We start from the raw sequence: 21,918 nt of genomic DNA, 5'->3' as shown, positions 1-21,918 counted from the left end.
TTAGCGATGGCTCCTTCCGATTAAATCTTGAACGCTGTCAACGCCAAGCTCTTGTAATTTTTGTGGTAATGCTTCGATAAGATTTGGGCAAACAAATGGTTCTACAAAGTTTGCTGTCCCAACTGCTACTGCGGAAGCACCAGCAGATAGGAAATCGATCACATCATCGACATTTGCAATGCCACCCATCCCGATAATCGGAATGTTGACGGCTTTATAAACTTCATACACCATGCGAATGGCTACTGGTTTAATACCAGGACCTGATAGACCGCCTGTACCGTTTGCAATAACCGGTTTTCCTGTACGTTGATCTAGACGCATACCAACTAATGTGTTAATCATTGTAATGGCATCTGCACCACCGCGCTCTACTGCTTTCGCCATATCGACGATACTCGTAACATTCGGTGATAACTTAACGTAAACAGGTACGCTTGACGCCTCTTTTACAGCGCGTACTAACGCCTCTGCAACGTCTGGGTCTGTACCAAATTGGATACCACCGCATTTAACGTTTGGACAAGAAATGTTTAGCTCTAACGCATAAACATTTGGTGCCTTACTAATTTCGCGTGCTACTTCAACGTAATCTGCTGTTTCAGAACCAGCGACATTCGCAATAATTGGCACATCGTATTTCTCAAGCCATGGTAGCTCATGCGCAAGCACATGCTCTAAGCCTGGATTTTGCAAACCGATTGCATTCAGCATACCGGCAGCTGTTTCTGCAACGCGCGGCGTTGGATTTCCTCGGCGTTGCTCTGCAGTTGTTGCTTTAATCATAATTGCACCTAACTTTGATAGATCATAAAGCTGGGCATATTCTTGGCCGAAGCCGAAGCAGCCTGATGCTGGCATAATTGGGTTTTTTAATGTTACTCCTGGTAATGCTACTTCTAAACTCACAGTGCTACGACTCCTTTCGCGAATACAGGGCCATCTGAACATACTTTTTTATAGCCGCCATCGGTCGTATCGCATACGCAAGCGTAGCAAGCACCGATTCCACAGCCCATACGTTCTTCAAATGATAGGAAACCTTTTTTATCTGGGAACGCTTGATCAACTGCTCGTAACATCGGTGTTGGACCGCATGTATAAAACGTATTAAACGCTGGATTTTTTTCATTGATTAACGTCGTAACGAAACCTTGATGACCACTTGAACCATCCTCTGTTACGATGTATGTTTCACCTAATTTATTAAATTCTTCTTCATAGAAGACATCTTTAGCTCCGCGGAAACCTAACACATGAATCGTTTTCACACCGCGTTCATTTAAGCGCTTTGATAGCTCATATAGTGGTGGGACACCGATCCCGCCACCTACTAATAGCGCGGTTTCTCCTGGTTGTGTTTCCTCAACTGGGAAACCATGACCTAGTGGACCTAGTACATCGACAACGTCTCCCACTTGTTTTTTAGAAAGAACGTCCGTACCACGTCCGCCAGCACGATAAAGCATCGTAAATTGCTTGTTGTCGTGATCGATATTCGCAATCGAAATCGGACGGCGTAAGCTAGGTTCATAACTATCCGCAACGCGTAAGTGTACGAATTGTCCTGGTTGTTGCATTTGGTCTGTAAGCTGGCCTTCTAGCGTAATCTCGAAAATACTATCCGCGACTTGCTGTTGACGCACTACTTTCATTTTTTCTTGTTGGATCATTAGATGCGCACCTCTACTTGAGCTTTTGGCATTGGCATTGCTGTAAATGTCATTGATTCGATTACTTTTAAGATTGCATCTGCAGTATCAAGTGAAGTTAAGCACGCTACACCATTTTCTACCGCTTCACGACGGATACGGAAACCGTCACGCGCTGGTTGTTGACCTTTTGTAAGTGTATTGATGATTAATTGTGCTTCACCTTTTTGAATGACATCAAGTAATGTTGGACCATTTGAGCCGATTTTATCAACGATTGTCGTTTGAATACCTGCTTCTTTTAACGCTTTCGCTGTACCTGGTGTTGCGAAGATTGAATAGCCGATTTCTACAAAGCGTTTTGCAAGCGCTGTTGCTTCTTCTTTATCTTTGTCTGCTACGGTCATTAATACTGAACCATGATCTTCAATTTTTGTACCTGCTGCTACGAAACCTTTGTAAAGAGCTTTTTCAAGCGTTGTATCTTTACCCATTACTTCACCAGTTGATTTCATTTCAGGTCCTAATGTTGTATCGACACGACGTAATTTCGCAAAGCTGAATACTGGTACTTTAACGAAGACACCTTCTTGAATTGGCGCTAAGCCTGTTGGGTAGCCTTGTTCAATAATTGATGTACCTAAAATTGCTTTTGTTGCGACATTCGCCATTGGAATGTTTGTGATTTTACTTAAGAATGGTACTGTACGTGATGCACGTGGGTTTACTTCAATCACATATACTTCATCGTTTGAGATAACATATTGGATGTTCATTAACCCTTTAATCCCAAGTCCTAATGCTAGGCGAGTTGTGTAATCAACTAATGTGTCGATATGTTTTTGTGATAAGTTTTGTGTCGGATAGACTGCGATTGAGTCACCTGAGTGAACCCCTGCGCGTTCGATATGTTCCATAATCCCTGGGATACATACGTTTGTACCGTCACAAATGGCATCTACTTCGATTTCTTTACCTGTTAAGTAACGGTCGATTAATACTGGGTGTTCTGGTGATGCTTCTACCGCTGTTGCCATGTAATGTTTGATTTCATCTGTGCTGTAAACAATTTGCATTGCGCGTCCACCAAGTACGTATGAAGGACGTACAAGCACTGGGTAGCCGATTGATTCAGCAATTTTCACTGCATCTTCTGTGTTTGTTGCTGTTTTACCTAGTGGTTGCGGAATATCTAGCTCGTGAAGTGCTTCTTCGAAACGGTCACGAGATTCTGCACGGTCGATTGAGTCTAGTGATGTACCTAGAATTTTTACGCCGCGTGCTTCTAATTTATCTGCTAAGTTGATTGCTGTTTGACCACCGAATTGTACAACAACGCCTTTTGGTTGCTCTAAGTCGATGATGTGCATAACGTCTTCGATTGTTAATGGTTCGAAGTATAATTTATCAGAGATTGAGAAGTCAGTTGAAACGGTTTCTGGGTTTGAGTTGATGATGATTGCTTCATAACCTGCTTCTTGAATCGCCCATACTGAGTGTACTGTGGCATAGTCAAATTCGACACCTTGACCGATACGGATTGGACCAGAACCTAGTACGATAACTGATTCGCGGTCTGTTTTAATTGATTCGTTTTCATCTGCATACGTGCCATAGAAATATGGTGTTTCTGATTCGAATTCTGCTGCACATGTATCAACCATTTTGTACACCGGGATAATGCCATGCTCTTTACGGAAATCGTATACAGCACTTGCTTCCATACCCCAAAGTTTGCCGATTGTTTCATCTGCGAAACCAATTTTCTTCGCATGGCGTAGTACGTCAACATCTTTAACGTTTTCTTTTAATGTTGTTTCGTAATCGATGATGTTTTTGAATTTATTTAAGAAGAATAAGTCAATTTTTGACCATTCATGAATTTCTTCGATTGTTACGCCGCGACGTAATGCTTCACCTAAGAAGAATAAACGTTCATCGCCTGCTTTTGTAACACGTTTTTTGATCCATTCATCTGTTAAATCTTCTGCGTGTTTCATTTCGATATGTTTGTGACCTGTTTCTAATGAACGCACTGCTTTAAGCATAGCTTCTTCGAAATTACGGCCGATTGCCATGACTTCACCCGTTGCTTTCATTTGTGTACCAAGGTTACGTTTTGCACCTTCGAATTTATCAAATGGCCAGCGTGGGATTTTTGCTACGATGTAATCAAGTGCTGGTTCGAAGCAAGCATATGTTTTACCTGTTACTGGGTTAATCATTTCATCTAATGTTAAGCCGACAGCGATTTTTGCTGCAAGTTTCGCGATTGGGTAACCCGTTGCTTTAGAAGCAAGTGCTGATGAACGTGATACACGTGGGTTTACTTCGATAATGTAGTAGTTAAAGCTATCTGGGTCAAGCGCTAATTGTACGTTACAGCCACCTTCAATACCTAGGGCGCGGATAATTTTTAATGATACGTTACGTAACATATGATATTCGCGGTCAGATAATGTTTGTGATGGTGCTACAACGATTGAGTCACCTGTGTGAATGCCGACTGGGTCAACATTTTCCATGTTACATACAACGATGGCATTGTCTTTTGAGTCACGCATTACTTCGTATTCAATCTCTTTGTAACCAGCAATTGATTTTTCAACTAAACATTGTGTTACTGGAGAATATTTTAAACCTGATGCAACGATTTCGTGAAGATCTTGGTCATTTTCACAAATACCACCGCCTGTACCACCTAATGTGAAGGCTGGACGTACGATAATTGGGTAACCAATTTTCTTAACAAATTCCTCTGCTTCTTCTACTGTGTGTACGATTTCTGATTCCGGTGTTGGTACATCTAGCTCGTACATTAAATTACGGAATAAATCACGGTCTTCCGCTTGGTTGATGGCATCTAATTTTGTACCTAAAATTTCTACGTTTAGCTCATCTAAGATACCTGAGTTGTGTAATTCAATCGCCATGTTTAGACCTGTTTGACCACCTAGTGTTGGTAGGATTGCATCTGGGCGTTCTTTACGGATGATGCGTGATACGAACTCAAGGCTGATTGGCTCAATGTATACTTTGTCAGCGATTTGTGTATCTGTCATAATCGTCGCTGGGTTTGAGTTAATAAGAATAACGCGGTAACCTTCCTCTTTAAGTGAAAGGCAGGCTTGTGTACCTGCGTAGTCGAATTCTGCGGCTTGACCGATGATGATTGGACCAGAACCGATTACTAAAATGGATTTAATATCTTGGCGTTTAGGCATGTTGTTGTTGCTCCTCTCTAGTATTGTTATTCATTAACTCGATAAATTGATCGAACAGGTGGTTTGAATCTTCTGGGCCTGGTGATGCTTCTGGGTGATATTGTACGGTGAATGCTGGCGCTGTTGTGTGGCGTAAACCTTCACAAGTGCTGTCATTTAACGCAACATGTGTGACTTCTAGATCTGTTGCTGCTAATGAGTCCATATCGACTGCGTAACCGTGGTTTTGAGAAGTTAATTCTGTACGACCTGTACTTAAGTCTTTCACTGGGTGGTTCGCACCGCGGTGACCAAATTTTAATTTAAATGTTTGTGCGCCACTTGCTAGAGCGAATAATTGGTGCCCTAGGCAAATACCGAATAGTGGCACTTTACCGATCAAGTTTTTAATCGTTTCAATTGCTTCTGGCACATCTAGTGGATCTCCAGGTCCGTTTGATAGCATAATGCCGTCTGGATGATAAGCTAATACTTCTTCTGCTGTTGTGTTGTAAGGTACAACGACTACATCGCAGTCACGGTTATTTAATTCGCGTAAAATACCATGTTTCATACCGAAGTCCATTAATACAACGCGGTTGCCACGTCCTGGAGATGGGTATGCGCTTTTTGTTGAAACTTGTTCTACTTGGTTTGTTGGGAATGTTGTGCCTTGTAAGCGCGCAACAACTTCGTCTACATTCACATCTTCATTTACTGCTGTTAAGTAACCTTTAACAGAACCTTCATTACGGATTAGGCGTGTTAATTTACGTGTATCAATACCTTCAATCCCTGGAATGTCTTTCATTTTCAAGTACTCATCCACTGTACCTTCATTACGGAAGTTTGATGGTGTTTTTGCTAATTCGTGTACGACGAAACCTTTAATTGCTGGTGAAATCGTTTCAAAGTCATCACGGTTAATTCCGTAGTTCCCGATTAGCGGGTATGTCATCGTTACAATTTGGCCGCAGAATGATGGATCTGATAATGTTTCTTGGTAACCTGTCATTCCTGTTGTGAATACAACTTCACCGTCAGAACCTTTTTCACTACCGAATGCTTGTCCTTCAAATACTTCCCCTGTTTCTAAAATGAGTTTTCTTGTTGTCATTATGCTTCCTCCCAAACGATTTCGCCGTTGTAGATTGTTTTTTGTGGCCAGCCATAAGCTTTCCAGCCATTGAATGGTGTGTTTTTACCTTTTGATTCAAAATTTTCAATATCTACTGCTTGTTCATGTTCTAAGTCAATTAGCACGATGTCTGCAGATTCGCCAACATTTAATGTACCGTATGGTAATTTGAACAGTTGTGCAGGTTTTACAGTCATCCAGTCAATCAATTGACGCAACGTCCATTTTTCTGTTTTTACGAATTTCGTATACAGTAATGGGAATGCTGTTTCAAAGCCTACGATGCCGAATGGTGCGCCAACCATACCGCAGCATTTTTCATCATGCGTGTGTGGTGCATGGTCTGTTGCGATACAGTCGATTGTGCCATCAAGTAAACCTTCATGTAATGCTTCCCAGTCATCTTTCGCACGAAGCGGCGGATTCATTTTCCAGTTTGCATCATCTGATGGGATGTCCATTTCTTCTAAAATTAAGTGGTGTGGACAAACTTCAGCAGTTACATTGATGCCGGCTTTTTTTGCATCGCGTACAGCGCGTACCGATTCTTTCGTTGATACGTGGCATACGTGATAATGTGCGCCTGCTGCTTCTGCAAGTAGTACATCGCGAGCGATTTGTACTGATTCACAAATTGATGGAATACCTGGTAAACCTAGCTCATGATTACGCGTACCTTCGTGCATAACACCATCATAGATTAATGAGTTATCTTCACAGTGAGCAACGACTGTAACGCCAAGTTCTGCAGCATCTTTCATTTGTTCGTACATTGTTGAAGCTAATTGAACACCGACACCGTCATCTGAGAAAGCAACTGCGCCGTTATCTTTTAAGTCTTTAATGCTTGTACGAGCGTCACCTGATTGTGCGACTGTTAACGAGCCATATGGTAACACGCGAACTTTAGCGCTGTTCTCAATTAAGCTGTTGATTAATTGTAAGTTTTCAACTGAATCTGGCACAGGTTTTGTATTTGGCATGGCACAAATTGTTGTGAAACCGCCTTTTGCAGCAGAAGCTGTACCTGTTTCGATTGTTTCTTTATGCTCAAAGCCTGGCTCGCGAAGGTGCACGTGGACGTCAACAAAACCTGGTGAGGCGATGCAGCCTTTCCCATCGATTGTTTCGTCTGCTGTTTGTGTTACGGTTGCCGCAACTTCTGCGATATTACCATCATTGTCGATTAAAATTTCACCTGCTGATAACTTGCCTGCTTCATCTACTAATTGGATGTTTGTGATTAATTTTGACATTATTTTCTCCCCTTTAAGATCGTTTCTACGATAGCCATGCGAACGAATACGCCGTTGCGTACTTGCTCGAAGATTCGCGAGCGGTCACACTCAACAAGATCGGAGTCAATTTCAACTCCGCGATTCACTGGTGCCGGGTGCATGATGATGGCGCCATCTTTCATTTGCTGTTCACGTTCCTTCGTTAATCCGAATTGTGCGTGATATCCTTCTGTTGTAAAACCTTCATATGCTGCATCGCGTTCGTGTTGAACACGTAGTAGCATCACAACATCACTTGTATGTAGTAACTCATCCCAATCGTGATGCGCTTCGCTGTACTCGCCTTGCCATTCTTTCGGGCAAACAAAGTTAACATTTGCTCCTAATCGACGCAGAGCCGAAGCATTTGACTTGGCAACGCGGCTATGCGATACATCTCCCACGATTGTAACATTTAATCCTTCAAATTTGCCGAACTCTTTGAAAATTGTGAATAAATCGAGTAGACATTGTGACGGATGTTGACCAGCGCCATCACCTGCATTAATCACAGAGACGTTGATACCGTCTAGTAATTCCTCGTAGTAGGCGTCATCTTTATGACGAATGACTACTGCGTCCATGCCGATCATCTCTAACGTTTTCACTGTATCGTACAGTGTTTCACCTTTTAATGTACTTGAGAAACCTGCTTCGAACGGAATGACTGTTGCACCAATTTTGCGCTCGGCCGTTTCAAAGCTTGTTTTCGTACGTGTGCTTGGTTCAAAAAATAGGTTTGCGACTAAGTAGTCTGAATCTAGTTGTGTTGGCTCGCCTGCTTCAAACGCTGCGGCTCTTGTTAAAATCGCGTGGATTTCTTCGTTAGATACTTCTTCAATTGACAGTAAATTTTTCATCATATAGCCTCCGAATTTATTCTCGCTCACAGGCAAGATTTTAATAAAAAAGCCTCCTTAGTTATTTTAAGGAGGCGGAGGAAGGATATTACAATAGACTTGTGCTAATGCGCCCATCCCTACTGTAATAATAACCCTTCTGTGCCTCTCTGGGCAGCCCTTAAAAGGTAATGCTGTTATTTATTTAATTGTTGTTCTCGTTGTTCGTCTGCTAGTAGCTCAAGGTCTGGTTGAGCTTTACCAGGTAAGATGATGTTTAGTAGGACACCAACGATTGCCGCAAGTGCCATACCTTCGATAGCAAAGTCATTTCCTTCAATACCGAAAGCGTTTTGCCATAAGAGCTTGCCGCCGCCGATACCTAAGATTAAAATAACAGATGCGATCACAAGGTTACGTTTATGGTCAAAATCAATGTTGTTTTCAACTAACATGCGTAACCCGCTTGATGCGATAATACCGAATAGTAAGATAGATACGCCACCAAGTACTGGTGAAGGAATCGTGCTTACTAAAGCCATTAGCTTACCTGAGAATGATAGTAGTACGGCGAATACTGCTGCACCACCGATAACCCATACACTGAAGACACGTGTTAATACAAGGACGCCGATGTTTTCACCGTACGTTGTTTTTGGTGGGCCACCGATTAGTGATGAAATTAATGTACCGAAGCCATCACCTAGTAGTGAACGGTGTAGCCCTGGACTTTTAATAAAGTTGCGCTTCACAACTTTTCCAAGGACGAGCTGATGACCGATATGCTCTGAAATGGTGACGATGACGATTGGCACCATTGCGAGTAACAATGTTGAGGTGACGTTAAATTCGTAATCGATACCTGGAAGCAAGAAATCTGGTACCGCAATCCATGCTGCTTCTGTTACTGCTGTAAAGTCGATGAAGCTTGTGCCGGCGATTTGGTCTGAAATTAGCGCTGCAATGTAACCGACGATCAAGCCGATTAAAATAGGCATCGTGCTCATCACGCCTTTTACGAAGTTGTTAATAATAATCGCTGCTGCTAGTGTAATAAGTGCAATAATGAAGTACGATACGTGGTACACTTTCGTCGTCCCATCTGCTAATGTTTCATTCATTGACATATCAACTGCTGTACCGGCTAATGCTAAACCGATAACCATAATCACGGGTGCAACGACGATTGGTGGTAAGATGCGTAAAATCCATTTGTAGCCCGTTTTCCAAATTAGAAGCGAGACGATGCCGTAGACAATACCGACCGCCATCGCGCCGATCATTGCTCCACCAGGGCCGCCAGCTGCTTTTGTTGCAACGAGCATTGGGGCGATAAACGCGAATGATGACCCTAAATATGCTGGCACTTGAAAGCGCGTTATTAATAGGAAGAATAATGTTGCCACACCACTTGTTAGTAAGGCGATGGCTGGTGATAGTTCGGTCAACGTTGGCACTAAAATAGTGGAACCAAGCATTGCGAACATATGTTGTAAACTTAATGTAATTAATTGACTGCCAGTTGGCTTGTCATTGATATCTAGTACAGTTTGATTTGACATATCTTTCAACTTCCTTCTAAGCTTTTACCTATTCGTAGATTGCTACTAAGTCTTCGTCGTCCACTTCTACCATGTGCACAACTACTCGTTCGTGGCTTGCCGTCGGGATGTTTTTCCCAACGAAGTCAGCGCGGATTGGTAATTCGCGATGACCTCGGTCAACTAACACCGCTAGTTGAATTTGTGACGGACGTCCAATGTCCATAACCGCATCCATTGCTGCGCGAACTGTACGACCTGTGTACAGTACATCATCGACTAATACGACTGTTTGATTTGTTAGGTCGTATGTAATATCAACTTGTTGCACTGTCGCTTCACCGTTCAACGTTTTTGTCGAAAGGTCATCGCGGTAAAGGGAGATGTCTAACTCTCCTGAGCGAATTTCCTTTTTCTCAATCGTGTTGATTTTTTGTGATAGGCGCTTGGCTAAATACGCACCGCGCGTTTTAATTCCTACTAAGATAACATTATCAATGCCTTCGTTGCGTTCGATAATTTCATGTGCGATACGCGTTAGCGCTCTGTTCATCGCTGCTTCGTCTAAAATGTCGGCCTTCTTTGTCAACTGGAACTGCCTCCTTTCAATAAAAAAACCTCTTGAGCGTAATGCCCAAGAGGTTGTATAGGTACACTGATAGATATGTCAAATAAACTGCATAACTCGACGCAGTAATCCCACATTCTTCGCATCCCTTCTCAGCCTCTCTGGACTGTCTTTAAAAGGTGAATATTAAGATTTTCACTGACATAAGTATAGACCTTTATGACTTAAAGTGTCAACAGTCTATTGCTTATTTTTCGTATTCGCTACCTAAACGAGCTAATAATGCCTCAAAATCAGCAGGGATTGGCGTCGAAAACTCTAAATACTCATTTGTACGAGGGTGGACAAAGCCTAATACACCTGCATGTAATGCTTGCCCACCGATATCCATTGTTTTCTTTGGTCCGTATTTTGGATCACCAACTAATGGATACCCGATATAGTTCATATGCACGCGGATTTGGTGTGTACGACCTGTTTCAAGGCGGCATTCAATCACTGTGTAATCAACGCCAAAACGTCCTGTTACGTGGAAATGCGTTACGGCATGTTTCCCATTATCAACAACGGCTTGTTTTTGACGATTTTTTTGGTCGCGGCCGATTGGTGCATCGATGGTTCCTTTATCATGCGGAATATGGCCATGTACAAGCGCTGTATAACGGCGTGTCACTGTTTTATCGACAAGTTGTTGAACAAGACTTTCATGTGCCATATCATTTTTTGCCACCATTAATAGACCAGATGTATCTTTATCAATACGATGTACGATACCTGGGCGCATGACACCATTGATGCCTGATAAATCCGTGCAATGATGCATCAAGCCGTTTACAAGCGTTCCTGTAGCGTGACCTGGTGCTGGGTGAACGACCATACCCTTTGGTTTGTTGACAACGAGAACATCCTCATCTTCATAAATGATTTCTAAATTTAAATCTTCAGCCAGAATTTCAAGTGGTTCTGCTTCTGGCTCATCAACTGTGATGATGTCATTTTCTTTTACTTTATATGTTTTTTTCACTTTTTCTCCGTTTACTAATAAATGCCCTTCATCAACGAAGTTTTGAACTTGTGTGCGAGACCACTTGTCCTGCATTGATGCAAGTGCTTTATCAATGCGGTTTTTCGCGCTATCTGCTTGTACTGTAAATGTTTCAGTCATAAAATTATTTCTTCACCTTTCCTTGTTTTCCTTCAAAAAATAATACATAAATCATCATTAAAATGACACCGAATGTTAGTGCCATATCGGCAATATTAAAGATTGGGAAATCGTAGTCGATTACTGGAATCCAAAAGCTCGCAAAGTCTACTACTTCGCCGGTAGTGATACGGTCGATGAAGTTCCCAATTGCGCCGCCTAGAAGCAGCATGAGGCTCGTCGCAAATAGCGGCTTACCTTTTCCTTCTTTGTGAAAGTAATAAATGATTGCGATAACCACAACCACTGTAACGATTGTAAATAAACCGATTCTTCCTTGCATCATCCCCCATGCTGCGCCTTGGTTGCGATGTGAGTAGAGTGAAAAAATAGGGTCCCAAACGACAATTTCTTGGCCCTCTGTCATATTTTTCACAACACCCCATTTTGTCAGCTGGTCAACAATAATGACAAAGAGTGCAATTAAATAATATTTATACACGTGACGTTTCCTCCGTTTTCCATGAATCTAACCTATTTTACCACACATCGATACGAGAACAAATTGAACGATATACGAATTTCTACTACAAAAAAAGGAACCGCCTAGTAGCGATTCCTTTCATCAGAGTTTTTTTAATTTATTTCACTTCTAAATCAACGTCAGCAAAATTTTCTTCAACAACTGTTGCACAACGCTCGCAAAGATCTGCGTGTTTGTCATTGTGACCTACTGTTGCATCGATTGTCCAACAACGAGCACATTTTTCGCCACTCGCTTTAACAACAGCGACTGCAACGGTTTCTGTTTTCACACATTCATCTGTTGCGTTTGCAAGGTCATCTAACACAAATTCAGAAACAATCATCATTTGCGCAAAATCAATTGCTTCATCTGCAAGTATCGCTTTTGTTGCAGCATCGGCATAGACCGTTGCAGTTGCTTCTAATGATTTACCGATTACTTTCGCTGTACGTGCTTCTTCTAATGATTTTAAAACAACGTCACGTACGTTCATGATTGTTGCCCATTTTTCAGTTAAAGCGGCAAAGTTTTCTTTTTCAACAGCATCTGGCATATCTGTTAATTGTACAGAATCCTCTGTTGTCCAAGCCATGTATTCCCACATTTCATCAGATGTATGAGGAATGATTGGAGCAAGAAGTTTTACTAACGCATTTAACGTATCATACATAACAGATTGCATTGCACGACGTGCGTGACTATTTGGCGCTTCTACGTAGACTACATCTTTGGCGATATCTAAGTAGAATGAGCTTAATTCTGTGGCGATGAAGTTGTTTACTGCTTTGTAAACTGTTGCGAATTCATAGTTGTCATATGCTGTGCGCACTGTTTTGATTAATTTTTGAAGTTCCATGTACATGTATTGGTCGACTTCACGTAATTCTTCATACGCTACATAGTCTGTTTCTGCATTGAAATCAGCTAAGTTCCCATGAACGAATTTTAGTGTGTTACGAACTTTACGGTATACTTCTGACACTTGTTTTAACATATCCATTGAGATACGCACGTCTGCAGTGTAATCTACTGACGCTACCCACATGCGTAGAATATCTGCTCCGTATTGTTGCATGATTTTTGCTGGCGCGATAATGTTCCCAAGTGATTTCGACATTTTACGGCCATCGCCATCCAATACGAAACCATGTGATAATAAGCCCTTATATGGTGCAAAGCCATTAACCGCTACAGATGTGATTAATGATGAGTTGAACCAACCACGATATTGGTCAGAGCCTTCTAAATAAAGGTCTGCAGGATAACTCATGCCACGTTCAGCTAAGACACCTTGGTGAGATGAGCCTGAGTCAAACCATACGTCCATGATGTCGTTTTCTTTTGAAAATTCGCCATTTGGAGAGCCTTCATGTGTGAAGCCTTCAGGCAGTAATTCTTTTGCTGTTTTTTGGAACCAAATATTTGAACCATGTTCGCGGAATAGCTCTTGTACGTGTGCGATTGTTTCTTCTGTAATGATTTCTTCACCATTTTCAGCGTAGAATACTGGGATTGGCACGCCCCATGCACGTTGACGAGAAATACACCAGTCACCGCGATCGCGAATCATATTGAATAGACGTGTTTCACCCCATTCAGGTGTGAAGTTCGTATCGCGAATCGCTTGTAATAACGCTGGACGGAATGATTCGATTGATGCAAACCATTGTGGTGTCGCACGGAAGATAACCGGTTTTTTCGTACGCCAGTCATGTGGGTACGAGTGCTCAAAGAATGTTAGGCTTAGTAAAGCACCAAGTTCTTCTAATTTTTCACAGATTGGTTTGTTTGCTTTGTCATAAAATTGACCTGCAAATTCGCCAGCATCTTCAGTTAAAACACCGCGATTGTCAACAACTGACAAGATGTCTAAACCATAACGTTTACCAATTTGATAGTCATCTTCACCATGGCCAGGAGCTGTGTGAACGCAGCCTGTACCTGCTTCAAGTGTTACATGGTCACCAAGCATTACAAGTGATGTGCGGTCAAATAATGGGTGTTTCGCTGTGATGTTTTCTAAGTCTGCACCGCTGATTTCGCGGTCGATTTGTACATCTTCCCAACCGATTTTTTCTGCTACAGTATTTAATAACTCTTTTGCGACAACAAATTTACGACCATTTGCGTTTACAACGACATACATAAATTCAGGGTTTACAGAAATCCCTAAGTTCGCTGGTAATGTCCACGGCGTTGTTGTCCAAATAACGATTGCTTCTTCATTGTTTAACACACCTTTACCATCTTCTACGTTAAATGCTACATAGATAGATGGTGATTTGATATCTTTATATTCGATTTCAGCTTCTGCTAATGCAGATTCAGATGATGGAGACCAATAAACTGGTTTTAAACCTTTATAGATATAGCCTTTTTTCGCCATATCGCCAAATACGCCGATTTGACGAGCTTCAAACTCTGGACGTAATGAGATGTACGGGTTTTCCCAATCACCGCGAACGCCAACACGTTTAAATTGTTCACGTTGGCTAGCTACTTGTTCTAATGCATAGTCTTTACAAAGTTCGCGGAATTCTGCGATCGACATTTTCTTGCGATCATGTCCTTTGTTTGTTAACGCTTGTTCGATTGGTAAACCGTGTGTATCCCAGCCTGGCACGTATGGTACGTGGTAGCCCGTCATTGAACGGTGGCGGTTAATCATATCTTTTAATACTTTGTTTAATGCGTGACCCATGTGGATGTCGCCGTTTGCATACGGAGGGCCATCGTGTAGTACGAACGGTGTACGGTCTTTTGTACGTTCAAGTACTTTCGCATTGATATCCATTGCTGCCCATTTCTCTTGCATTTTTGGTTCCATATTCGGTAAATTTCCGCGCATTGGGAAATCTGTTTTCGGCATTAATAATGTTTTTTTGTATTCAGCCATTCGTAATTCCTCCTCTAAATTAATCCATAAAAAAACTCCTCATCCCAAACAAGGGACGAGGAGAAGTTAACTCGCGGTACCACCCTAATTGCATAGTTAGACTATGCCACTTAAGAACACCTTAACGCGGTGGCAACGAGATGGCTTACTAAAGTTCAGCGACCTAGCTCAAGAGTGATATTCGGCCTTAGCTGTTTGTTCGAGCTTTCACCATCCTCGAATCGCTATACTGCAGTCTAAAGCGTACTGTCTCTGTCAGTGCTTTTCATTCATATGTTGCAATTATAGAAAATTGCGCCCGTAACGTCAAGCTGTTATTCTTCGTCTGGAAGTTCAATCGCTTCAACATGGTCTACATCGGGCACGTTAATTTCATATTCCATTAAGTGATCCCAATCTTCCGAGTCGATTAAATCAAGCTGTGCTTCTACAATCATTTTGAAACGATTGCGGAATACTTTTGAATGCTTTTTCAGCTCTTCAATTTCAAGCGCCACGGTACGCGCTTTTGCTAATGCTTCATTGACGATACGATCCGCATTTTTTTCTGCTTCTTTCACGATCAATTTCGCTTCTTTTTGTGAATTGCGACGGACTTCTTCTGCCGCCTCTTGTGCGACAATAATTGATTTTTGCAATGTATCCTCTAAAGAATTGTAATGTCCTAGTTGGTCATGCGCAGATGCAAGACGGGCCTCTAGCTCACTTTTTTCTTTTAACACAAGATCCATATCTTTCATTACTTGTTCCATAAATTCATTAACCTGATCTTCATTATATCCGCGGAATGAACGGTCAAATTCTTTATTATGTATATCAAGTGGTGATAACGGCATACTATCTCTCCTTTTATCTACAAGTTCAACTTACTTGTCATTATACAGTTCTTTTGTGAGAACTTCATCCGTAAAGCCGAAAAAAACGCTTATTTCCGTTCCATTTTACCAATTTTCAAACGTAGCTTCTCTTTCTTTGTGCGACCTTCTATCGATGCAATAAATAAGCGCCCCACACCACGAATCGACACTAAATCTGCTTCATGTAACTCAAAAGATGGTTGTTCGCGCACTGCATAATTGACTTTTACTTTACCCGATTCAATATAGAGTACCGCTTTTTGACGCGAAATCGCTGGGTAGCTAGACGCAATCACCGTATCAAGACGCAATGACGATGACGTAATGACCGATTCTTGCCATTTTTCTTCGGCTTGCAGCAACGACGACGTAGCCGCTACTTCTTGTACGTTCACTTTACTCTTGGCAATCGACGTTAAATTCGCACGTACATAATCGGCTACTTCTGCGGCGACAACAAACTGCACAACATCATGTCCCACTCTTATATCCCCGAATTTCGCACGTTCTAACCCTAAGCTCAGCAACGCCCCTAATACATCGGGATGTTTTAGCTGCACAAATTTTGATGGATAGCGCGCGCACAATAATGTCAATTGGAACTCATCGATTGTTGGCTCGACATAGGACGGATACAATAGCGCACGTTTACGCTCCGCATCCTCTACAAAGCCGCCGTGAAAAGCCACTTGCACATCGCCAGTTGTCCCAATAATCGATTGCACAATCATCATTTGACGCGGATCTAAAAAGGGCGTTGTTTTCGGCGCATAAAAATCTTCCACCTGACGCTTCCATTCAATGACTTGTTCAATAAATTCTCGTTCATCTGCTCTAAAATGTTGTAATACATTGTCCATACAATCTTCCTTCCTAGCTGAAAAAAAATAAAGGCTCCTTACGCCAATGCGCGAGGAGCCCTTTATTGCTACGTTATGCTCAACTGACATTTACAACAGGTAAGCTAGCACTTGATATAAACCCATTTGGATAAAGTTTAATGCTAATAATGCAACGATTGGTGAAATATCAATCATACCAATTGGTGGAATGATTTTACGGAAAATCGATAAATACGGTTCTACGATTTTCGCTAAAATTTCACCAAATTTTGACTCTTGTAATCCCGGAAGCCAGCTCATTAAAATATAAATAATAATGGCGAATGAGTAAATTTGGAATGCCATTGCAATAATTCCCATACGTGTACTTTTCTCTCCTTAGTGATGCTTAATACTGATCTTCTTCGTAATAATATTCAGAAATCGCACCATCGATTTCCACATTGTCTGGTGTGCATAAGAAAATATCGATGCCGATTTTTTTAATTTCACCATCTAATGCGAATACTGTACCACTCAAAAAGTCAATAATACGCTTACCATTCTCTTTATCGATACGTTGTAAATTAACAACCGCAGATTTTTTATTGCGAATGCAGTCCGCAATATTTTGCGCTTCTGAATACATGCGCGGCTCAAATAAATTGACCTTCGTCGTACGATTCATACTCACAACATTATTTGCTTTTTTCTCTACTACTTGCATTTGAGCAACTTGTTGAGGCGGCATATTCGATGCAACTTGTTGTGTTTTGCGCTGTGTAGGTTGTTGTATTTTACGTGGTGTCGCCATTTGCTGCTGTGCAGGTTGATGCAATTGCTGCACTTGTTGCGGGCGCTGTTGTGGTTGTGGTTTTGCTTGTTGTTTCGGCTGCTGTTGTGCCACTTCTTCTTCAAATTCGTCATCGCGATTGTCTAAATAGAAAAAGTCTTTAAAAAAGTTTTTCATGTGCGGGATCCTCCTATCAGTCGAGTCCAACTAAAGCTGTACCAATACGAACGTAAGTAGATCCCTCTTCGACAGCGATTGCGTAGTCGTGTGACATGCCCATCGACAATTCGGTGCAAGGAGCATGCTCATATTGTTTTGCAGCAAGTGATAATTGAAGCTCTTTTAGTCCTTTAAATGTATTTCGAATGATCGTTTCATCTTCTGTATTCGGCGCCATTGTCATAAGGCCGACAATGCGAATATGTTCATATGCTTTTAGTTGCTCAATAAATGGTTCAACTTCTTGTGCCGTTAAACCATGTTTTGAATCTTCACCAGATACGTTTACTTGAACGAAGCAATTAACAGCGCTTGTTGCACGTTTATTAATCTCTTCAGCTAAGCTCAAGCGATCGAGCGAGTGAATGAAATCTACTTGCTCTAAAACTTTGCGTACTTTGCGTGTTTGTAACGAGCCAATATAGTGCCAAACTGCACCCTCGGTAATCGTTTGTTGCTTTTCAAGTAATGGCTCAGGGCGGTTTTCACCGAGATGATGAATACCAGCAGCAATCGCCTCTTGTGCGCGCTCCGTTGTCACTTGTTTTGTGACAGCAATAATCGTCACTTCTTGCGGATTACGACCTGTTTTTGCACAAGCCGCATCGATATTTTGTTGTATGCTTTGTAAATTATCAATAATTCGTGTCATGATTAACCCCAGCTTTTCAAGTTACTTGTTTATCATATTATTTTCATTTTATCAAGCACAGCCATATTAATCAATAAATTCCCATGAACCATGAAGATTTCAACAAAATTCTGTTCATACAATCGTCTATTCCCGGTCGCCATTCATCAAAAACATTAAAATTGTGTAACAAATTATCAGATTTCTAAAAAAAGAGAGCCTCCAATTGGAAGCTCTCTTACGATTAAAACATTCTAGCGATTGCGACGATTGCGGTTACGTAAGAATGTTGGAATTTCTAATTCATCTTGCTGTTGTTGCTGTTGTTGAGGTTGTTGCTGTACAGGTTGTTCATATTGATGTTGAACTGGTTGCTGTACAGGTTGTTGCGTTTGTTGTTGTGGTGCTGGACGTGTTTGTTGTTGCGCTGCTGGGCGTTGTAAGCCGCCTTGTCCTGATGGAAATGCATTATGTGTTTCAGAGAAATCTGTCGCGATTACTGTCACGATGATTTCATCTTTTAAGTTGTCGTTAATTACGGCACCAAAGATAATATTTTCATCATCATCTGGAGCTGCTGCACTTGAGATAATATCCGCTGCTTCTTGAACTTCGAATAAGCTTAAGCTTGAGCCACCAGTGATGTTTAATAACACCCCTTTAGCACCTGCAATTGACGTTTCAAGTAATGGACTTGAAATCGCTTTTTTCGCTGCTTCTTCTGCGCGTTTTTCGCCAGTCGCAATCCCGATACCCATAAGAGCTGAGCCTTTGTTTGACATAATTGTTTTTACATCGGCAAAGTCAAGGTTGATTAAACCCGGTACAGCGATTAAATCTGAGATACCTTGTACACCTTGGCGTAATACGTTATCTGCTTCGCGGAACGCTTCAAGCATTGGTGTGTTTTTATCAACGATTTCTAATAGACGGTCGTTCGGAATAACGATTAATGTATCTACTGATTCTTTCATCGTTGCAGTACCAGCTAATGCTTGTGATTGACGTTTACGGCCTTCGAATGAGAATGGGCGTGTTACAACACCTACTGTTAATGCGCCTAAATCGCGTGCGATTTGTGCGATTACTGGTGCTGCACCGGTACCTGTACCGCCACCCATACCTGCAGTGACGAATACCATATCCGCACCTTGTAATGTTTCTTCAATTTGTTCTTTGCTTTCTTCAGCAGCTTTTTTACCTACTTCAGGATTAGCACCTGCGCCTAAACCACGAGTTAGTTTATCGCCGATTTGCAATTTAATATCTGCTTGTGATGTTAATAATGCTTGTGCATCCGTATTTACAGCGATAAATTCTACACCTTGCACCCCATGTTCAATCATTCGGTTTACTGCGTTGTTACCGCCGCCACCAACACCAATAACTTTAATTACTGCTAGTGGATTTTCGTTCTGTTCGAAACCAATCATCTCTATTCCTCCTATTTCTTCGGTCACTCTCTATCGTTATGAATCGTGTTTAGTCTAAAATACCTTTGAAAATCTTTTTCACTTTATCGCTGAATTTTTCTTTTGGTTGATGATCTGTTTCTTCATAGTCATCGCGTGATGCAGGTTGTTGATACTCCACTTGTTCTTGCTGCGACATTGATTGTTGTGTGCCTAACAGCATATCTGATGGCTGAATGTCACCCTCATACTTATGATAAAACTGATTGTCAGCGTGTGCATAACGAATTAAGTTGACAGCTGATGTATATTCAGGGTCACGAACACCAATATATTGAGGTGCTGCAATACGGACGCGTGTTTGCAGACAATCGCGCGCAAGTTGTGCGATACCTTCTAGCTTCGCGACACCACCTGTTAATACGACACCACCCGGTAAGCCTGAAAGATTTTGACGATAAAATTCATCTAAAATCAATTCAAATAACTCTTCAAGACGCATGCTAATAATTTCAGAAATATAACGTTGGCTAAATTGTTCTTTCGCATCTGCCCCAATGACAGGTACGTCAAATACTTCATTATCCGATGCTTCATTGAAATAAGCATGGCCATATTCTAATTTAATTTTTTCAGCTTGCTCTGTTGATGTGCGCAGTACGAGCGATAAATCTTTCGTAATGTTTTCGCCGCCAACTGGAATAACTGATGCATGAATCAATTGATCGTCTTTAAAAACGCCGATCGTCGTTGTTTCGCCACCAATATCGATTAATGTCGTACCACGATTGCGCTCATCTTTTGTCAATGCAAATGTGCCTGCTGCTAATGGTTGCAAGTAGATTTCTTGAATGTCTAAGCCCGCTTTTTCTACGCAACGTAAAACATTGTGTAAAACAGTTTTAGACGTTGTAATCATCGTCGCATCAACTTCAAGACGAATGCCTAACATGCCGCGAGGATCCTTAATTTCCGATACGCTATCAACTGTATAAAAGCGTGGTACTAAATTAATATGCTCACGATCTGGTGAAAGAGACATCATTTGAGCTGCATCTAATACGCGGTTTACATCGTCGGACGTGATTTCACGATTCTCATCATTTTTCACGACAGCTACGACGCCTTTAGTATCTTGTAGCATCACATGAGCTGCTGGAATTCCTAAAATGACCTTATGTATAGACATACCGATCATTCGTTCAGCTTGGTCAACTGCACGCTTTATCGATTGTACTGTCGCATCAATATCGACAATGCTTCCTTTACGAATGCCCGTAGACCTTGCATTGCCCACGCCAATAATGTGTACGGCTTCGTCGCTAACTTCACCGATAATACATTTTACAGACGTAGAACCAATGTCTAATGATACATATACTTCTGGTTCACCCATTACGGCACCTCCTTATAAAATGGTCTTTTGTTACTCTATAGTTTATTGCAAATCTTTTTTATTGTCTAAAGATATTATGGGAAATATGTGTCAATGCGAAATTCGCTATACATTTTCCCTACATTTCTTATATAGAAACACTGTATATCTCGTATTATTTCATATTTTTGAACAGATTACACGCGACAGCAGAAAATATTCACAAATTCATTCTTTTTTATACTTTTTAAATGAATTGGCTACTTCCATATGATAGACACCTTTCTCGGTGCCACCTTTTTTCGCCTGCATCACCATCGCTGGGTAGTACTGCAACTTGTACGCTAAATTTTTCACATCGATGTAGACGATATTGCCGTCGTTCATATAAAGCTTCGCATACTCGCCATATTTCTTTTTGTTGTTCGGCGAAATCTCTGAAATCGAATGCAACATTTCATCGTCTAGCTGACGCAGTTGTTCAACTGCATGTTGGCGTTTCTTTTCATCGCTAAAACCCGTCATAATTGGCATATCAATTTCTGTTATTGCTTTTTCGGTCGGCAAAATAGCACCGTTTTCCAATACATATTCAAGGTGATTCGCACTGTCGCGTATATAAGCAACAGGTTGATGTTCGATAATCTTTACATGAACATCACTTGGCCATGTTCGATTAACGGTTATTTTTTTCACCGTTTTTTCTTGCGCTAAACGATGTTCGATGTCGCTATTTTTAAAACGCCACAACGATTCTCCTCGTTGCAAGCCACTTTGTTGCTCATAATACGCGGTCGTTTTTAACGTTGTATTATTCACCGTAATGTTGGTGATGTGACTAATCGGCAATTGTAAGTAAAGCAGCGCAAGCAAGCACACCGTAAGCGCGCTCATAATGATGGCAAACTTTTTCGTATGCTTGTTCATCTTTTTTGGCGGGCGCTTTTTTTTCTTCGGCTTATGTGGCGAAGTTTTCTCATTAGCGGCCTCTTGCAACTTAGAAAATTCGATGATTTTCTCCATGCG

19 protein-coding genes and 1 other annotated feature are annotated in these 21,918 nt (G+C 41.4%); all 19 genes read right to left on the bottom strand.

Translation table 11 applies throughout. From position 1 onward, the window contains the following. Entirely contained in the window at nucleotides 1-909 is a 909-nt protein-coding gene (locus V514_RS0102760; protein WP_029498170.1) for a dihydroorotate dehydrogenase, read from the bottom strand. Continuing rightward, the gene (locus V514_RS0102755; RefSeq protein WP_029498169.1) at nucleotides 906-1,673 is read right to left on the bottom strand and encodes a dihydroorotate dehydrogenase electron transfer subunit; all 768 of its coding nucleotides are present in this window, start codon (nucleotides 1,671-1,673) and stop codon (nucleotides 906-908) included. Before V514_RS0102755 ends, V514_RS0102760 begins: the two co-directional genes overlap by 4 nt. Next, nucleotides 1,673-4,876 carry a carbamoyl-phosphate synthase large subunit gene (gene carB / locus V514_RS0102750; RefSeq protein ID WP_029498168.1) on the bottom strand — a complete coding sequence of 1,068 codons (3,204 nt, stop codon included), beginning with the start codon at nucleotides 4,874-4,876 and terminating at the stop codon, nucleotides 1,673-1,675. Before carB ends, V514_RS0102755 begins: the two co-directional genes overlap by 1 nt. Continuing rightward, nucleotides 4,869-5,972, bottom strand: a complete 1,104-nt coding sequence (locus V514_RS0102745; protein WP_029498167.1) for a carbamoyl phosphate synthase small subunit — start codon at nucleotides 5,970-5,972, stop codon at nucleotides 4,869-4,871. Before V514_RS0102745 ends, carB begins: the two co-directional genes overlap by 8 nt. Beyond that, nucleotides 5,972-7,249, bottom strand: a complete 1,278-nt coding sequence (locus V514_RS0102740; RefSeq protein WP_029498166.1) for a dihydroorotase — start codon at nucleotides 7,247-7,249, stop codon at nucleotides 5,972-5,974. Before V514_RS0102740 ends, V514_RS0102745 begins: the two co-directional genes overlap by 1 nt. After that, nucleotides 7,249-8,130 carry an aspartate carbamoyltransferase catalytic subunit gene (locus V514_RS0102735; protein ID WP_029498165.1) on the bottom strand — a complete coding sequence of 294 codons (882 nt, stop codon included), beginning with the start codon at nucleotides 8,128-8,130 and terminating at the stop codon, nucleotides 7,249-7,251. Before V514_RS0102735 ends, V514_RS0102740 begins: the two co-directional genes overlap by 1 nt. A 176-nt stretch (nucleotides 8,131-8,306) precedes the next feature. After that, on the bottom strand, nucleotides 8,307-9,671 hold the full coding sequence (locus V514_RS0102730) for a uracil-xanthine permease family protein (RefSeq protein WP_029498164.1): 1,365 nt from the start codon (nucleotides 9,669-9,671) through the stop codon (nucleotides 8,307-8,309). A 28-nt stretch (nucleotides 9,672-9,699) separates the two neighbouring features. Further along, the gene (pyrR, locus tag V514_RS0102725; protein WP_029498163.1) at nucleotides 9,700-10,239 is read right to left on the bottom strand and encodes a bifunctional pyr operon transcriptional regulator/uracil phosphoribosyltransferase PyrR; all 540 of its coding nucleotides are present in this window, start codon (nucleotides 10,237-10,239) and stop codon (nucleotides 9,700-9,702) included. 226 nt (nucleotides 10,240-10,465) lie between these two features. Further along, entirely contained in the window at nucleotides 10,466-11,383 is a 918-nt protein-coding gene (locus V514_RS0102720) for an RluA family pseudouridine synthase (protein ID WP_029498162.1), read from the bottom strand. A 4-nt stretch (nucleotides 11,384-11,387) separates the two neighbouring features. Further along, the gene (lspA, locus tag V514_RS0102715; RefSeq protein WP_029498161.1) at nucleotides 11,388-11,864 is read right to left on the bottom strand and encodes a signal peptidase II; all 477 of its coding nucleotides are present in this window, start codon (nucleotides 11,862-11,864) and stop codon (nucleotides 11,388-11,390) included. Between the two features lie 139 nt (nucleotides 11,865-12,003). Continuing rightward, nucleotides 12,004-14,784, bottom strand: coding sequence for an isoleucine--tRNA ligase (gene ileS / locus V514_RS0102710; protein ID WP_029498160.1), 2,781 nt, complete (start codon nucleotides 14,782-14,784; stop codon nucleotides 12,004-12,006). 48 nt (nucleotides 14,785-14,832) lie between these two features. Beyond that, nucleotides 14,833-15,052 (bottom strand) — a binding site (T-box leader). A 46-nt stretch (nucleotides 15,053-15,098) separates the two neighbouring features. After that, on the bottom strand, nucleotides 15,099-15,620 hold the full coding sequence (locus tag V514_RS0102705; RefSeq protein ID WP_029498159.1) for a DivIVA domain-containing protein: 522 nt from the start codon (nucleotides 15,618-15,620) through the stop codon (nucleotides 15,099-15,101). Between the two features lie 89 nt (nucleotides 15,621-15,709). After that, entirely contained in the window at nucleotides 15,710-16,501 is a 792-nt protein-coding gene (locus V514_RS0102700; protein ID WP_029498158.1) for a YlmH family RNA-binding protein, read from the bottom strand. 90 nt (nucleotides 16,502-16,591) lie between these two features. Then, nucleotides 16,592-16,843 (bottom strand): YggT family protein, encoded by a 252-nt coding sequence (locus V514_RS0102695; protein WP_035944190.1) that lies wholly within the window; start codon nucleotides 16,841-16,843, stop codon nucleotides 16,592-16,594. 28 nt (nucleotides 16,844-16,871) lie between these two features. Next, entirely contained in the window at nucleotides 16,872-17,432 is a 561-nt protein-coding gene (locus V514_RS0102690) for a cell division protein SepF (RefSeq protein ID WP_029498156.1), read from the bottom strand. Nucleotides 17,433-17,448: 16 nt separating this feature from the next. Next, nucleotides 17,449-18,126, bottom strand: a complete 678-nt coding sequence (locus tag V514_RS0102685) for a YggS family pyridoxal phosphate-dependent enzyme (protein WP_029498155.1) — start codon at nucleotides 18,124-18,126, stop codon at nucleotides 17,449-17,451. Between the two features lie 233 nt (nucleotides 18,127-18,359). Next, entirely contained in the window at nucleotides 18,360-19,538 is a 1,179-nt protein-coding gene (gene ftsZ / locus V514_RS0102680) for a cell division protein FtsZ (protein WP_029498154.1), read from the bottom strand. Between the two features lie 49 nt (nucleotides 19,539-19,587). After that, entirely contained in the window at nucleotides 19,588-20,913 is a 1,326-nt protein-coding gene (gene ftsA / locus V514_RS0102675) for a cell division protein FtsA (RefSeq protein ID WP_029498153.1), read from the bottom strand. A 207-nt stretch (nucleotides 20,914-21,120) separates the two neighbouring features. Then, nucleotides 21,121-21,915 carry a cell division protein FtsQ/DivIB gene (locus V514_RS0102670; RefSeq protein WP_029498152.1) on the bottom strand — a complete coding sequence of 265 codons (795 nt, stop codon included), beginning with the start codon at nucleotides 21,913-21,915 and terminating at the stop codon, nucleotides 21,121-21,123. Nucleotides 21,916-21,918: the final 3 nt, after the last annotated feature.

The sequence above is a fragment of the Kurthia huakuii LAM0618 genome, from assembly GCF_000505545.1.
In the GTDB taxonomy this organism is placed as follows: domain Bacteria; phylum Bacillota; class Bacilli; order Bacillales_A; family Planococcaceae; genus Kurthia; species Kurthia huakuii.
This window is presented reverse-complemented; position numbering and strand designations above follow the sequence as displayed.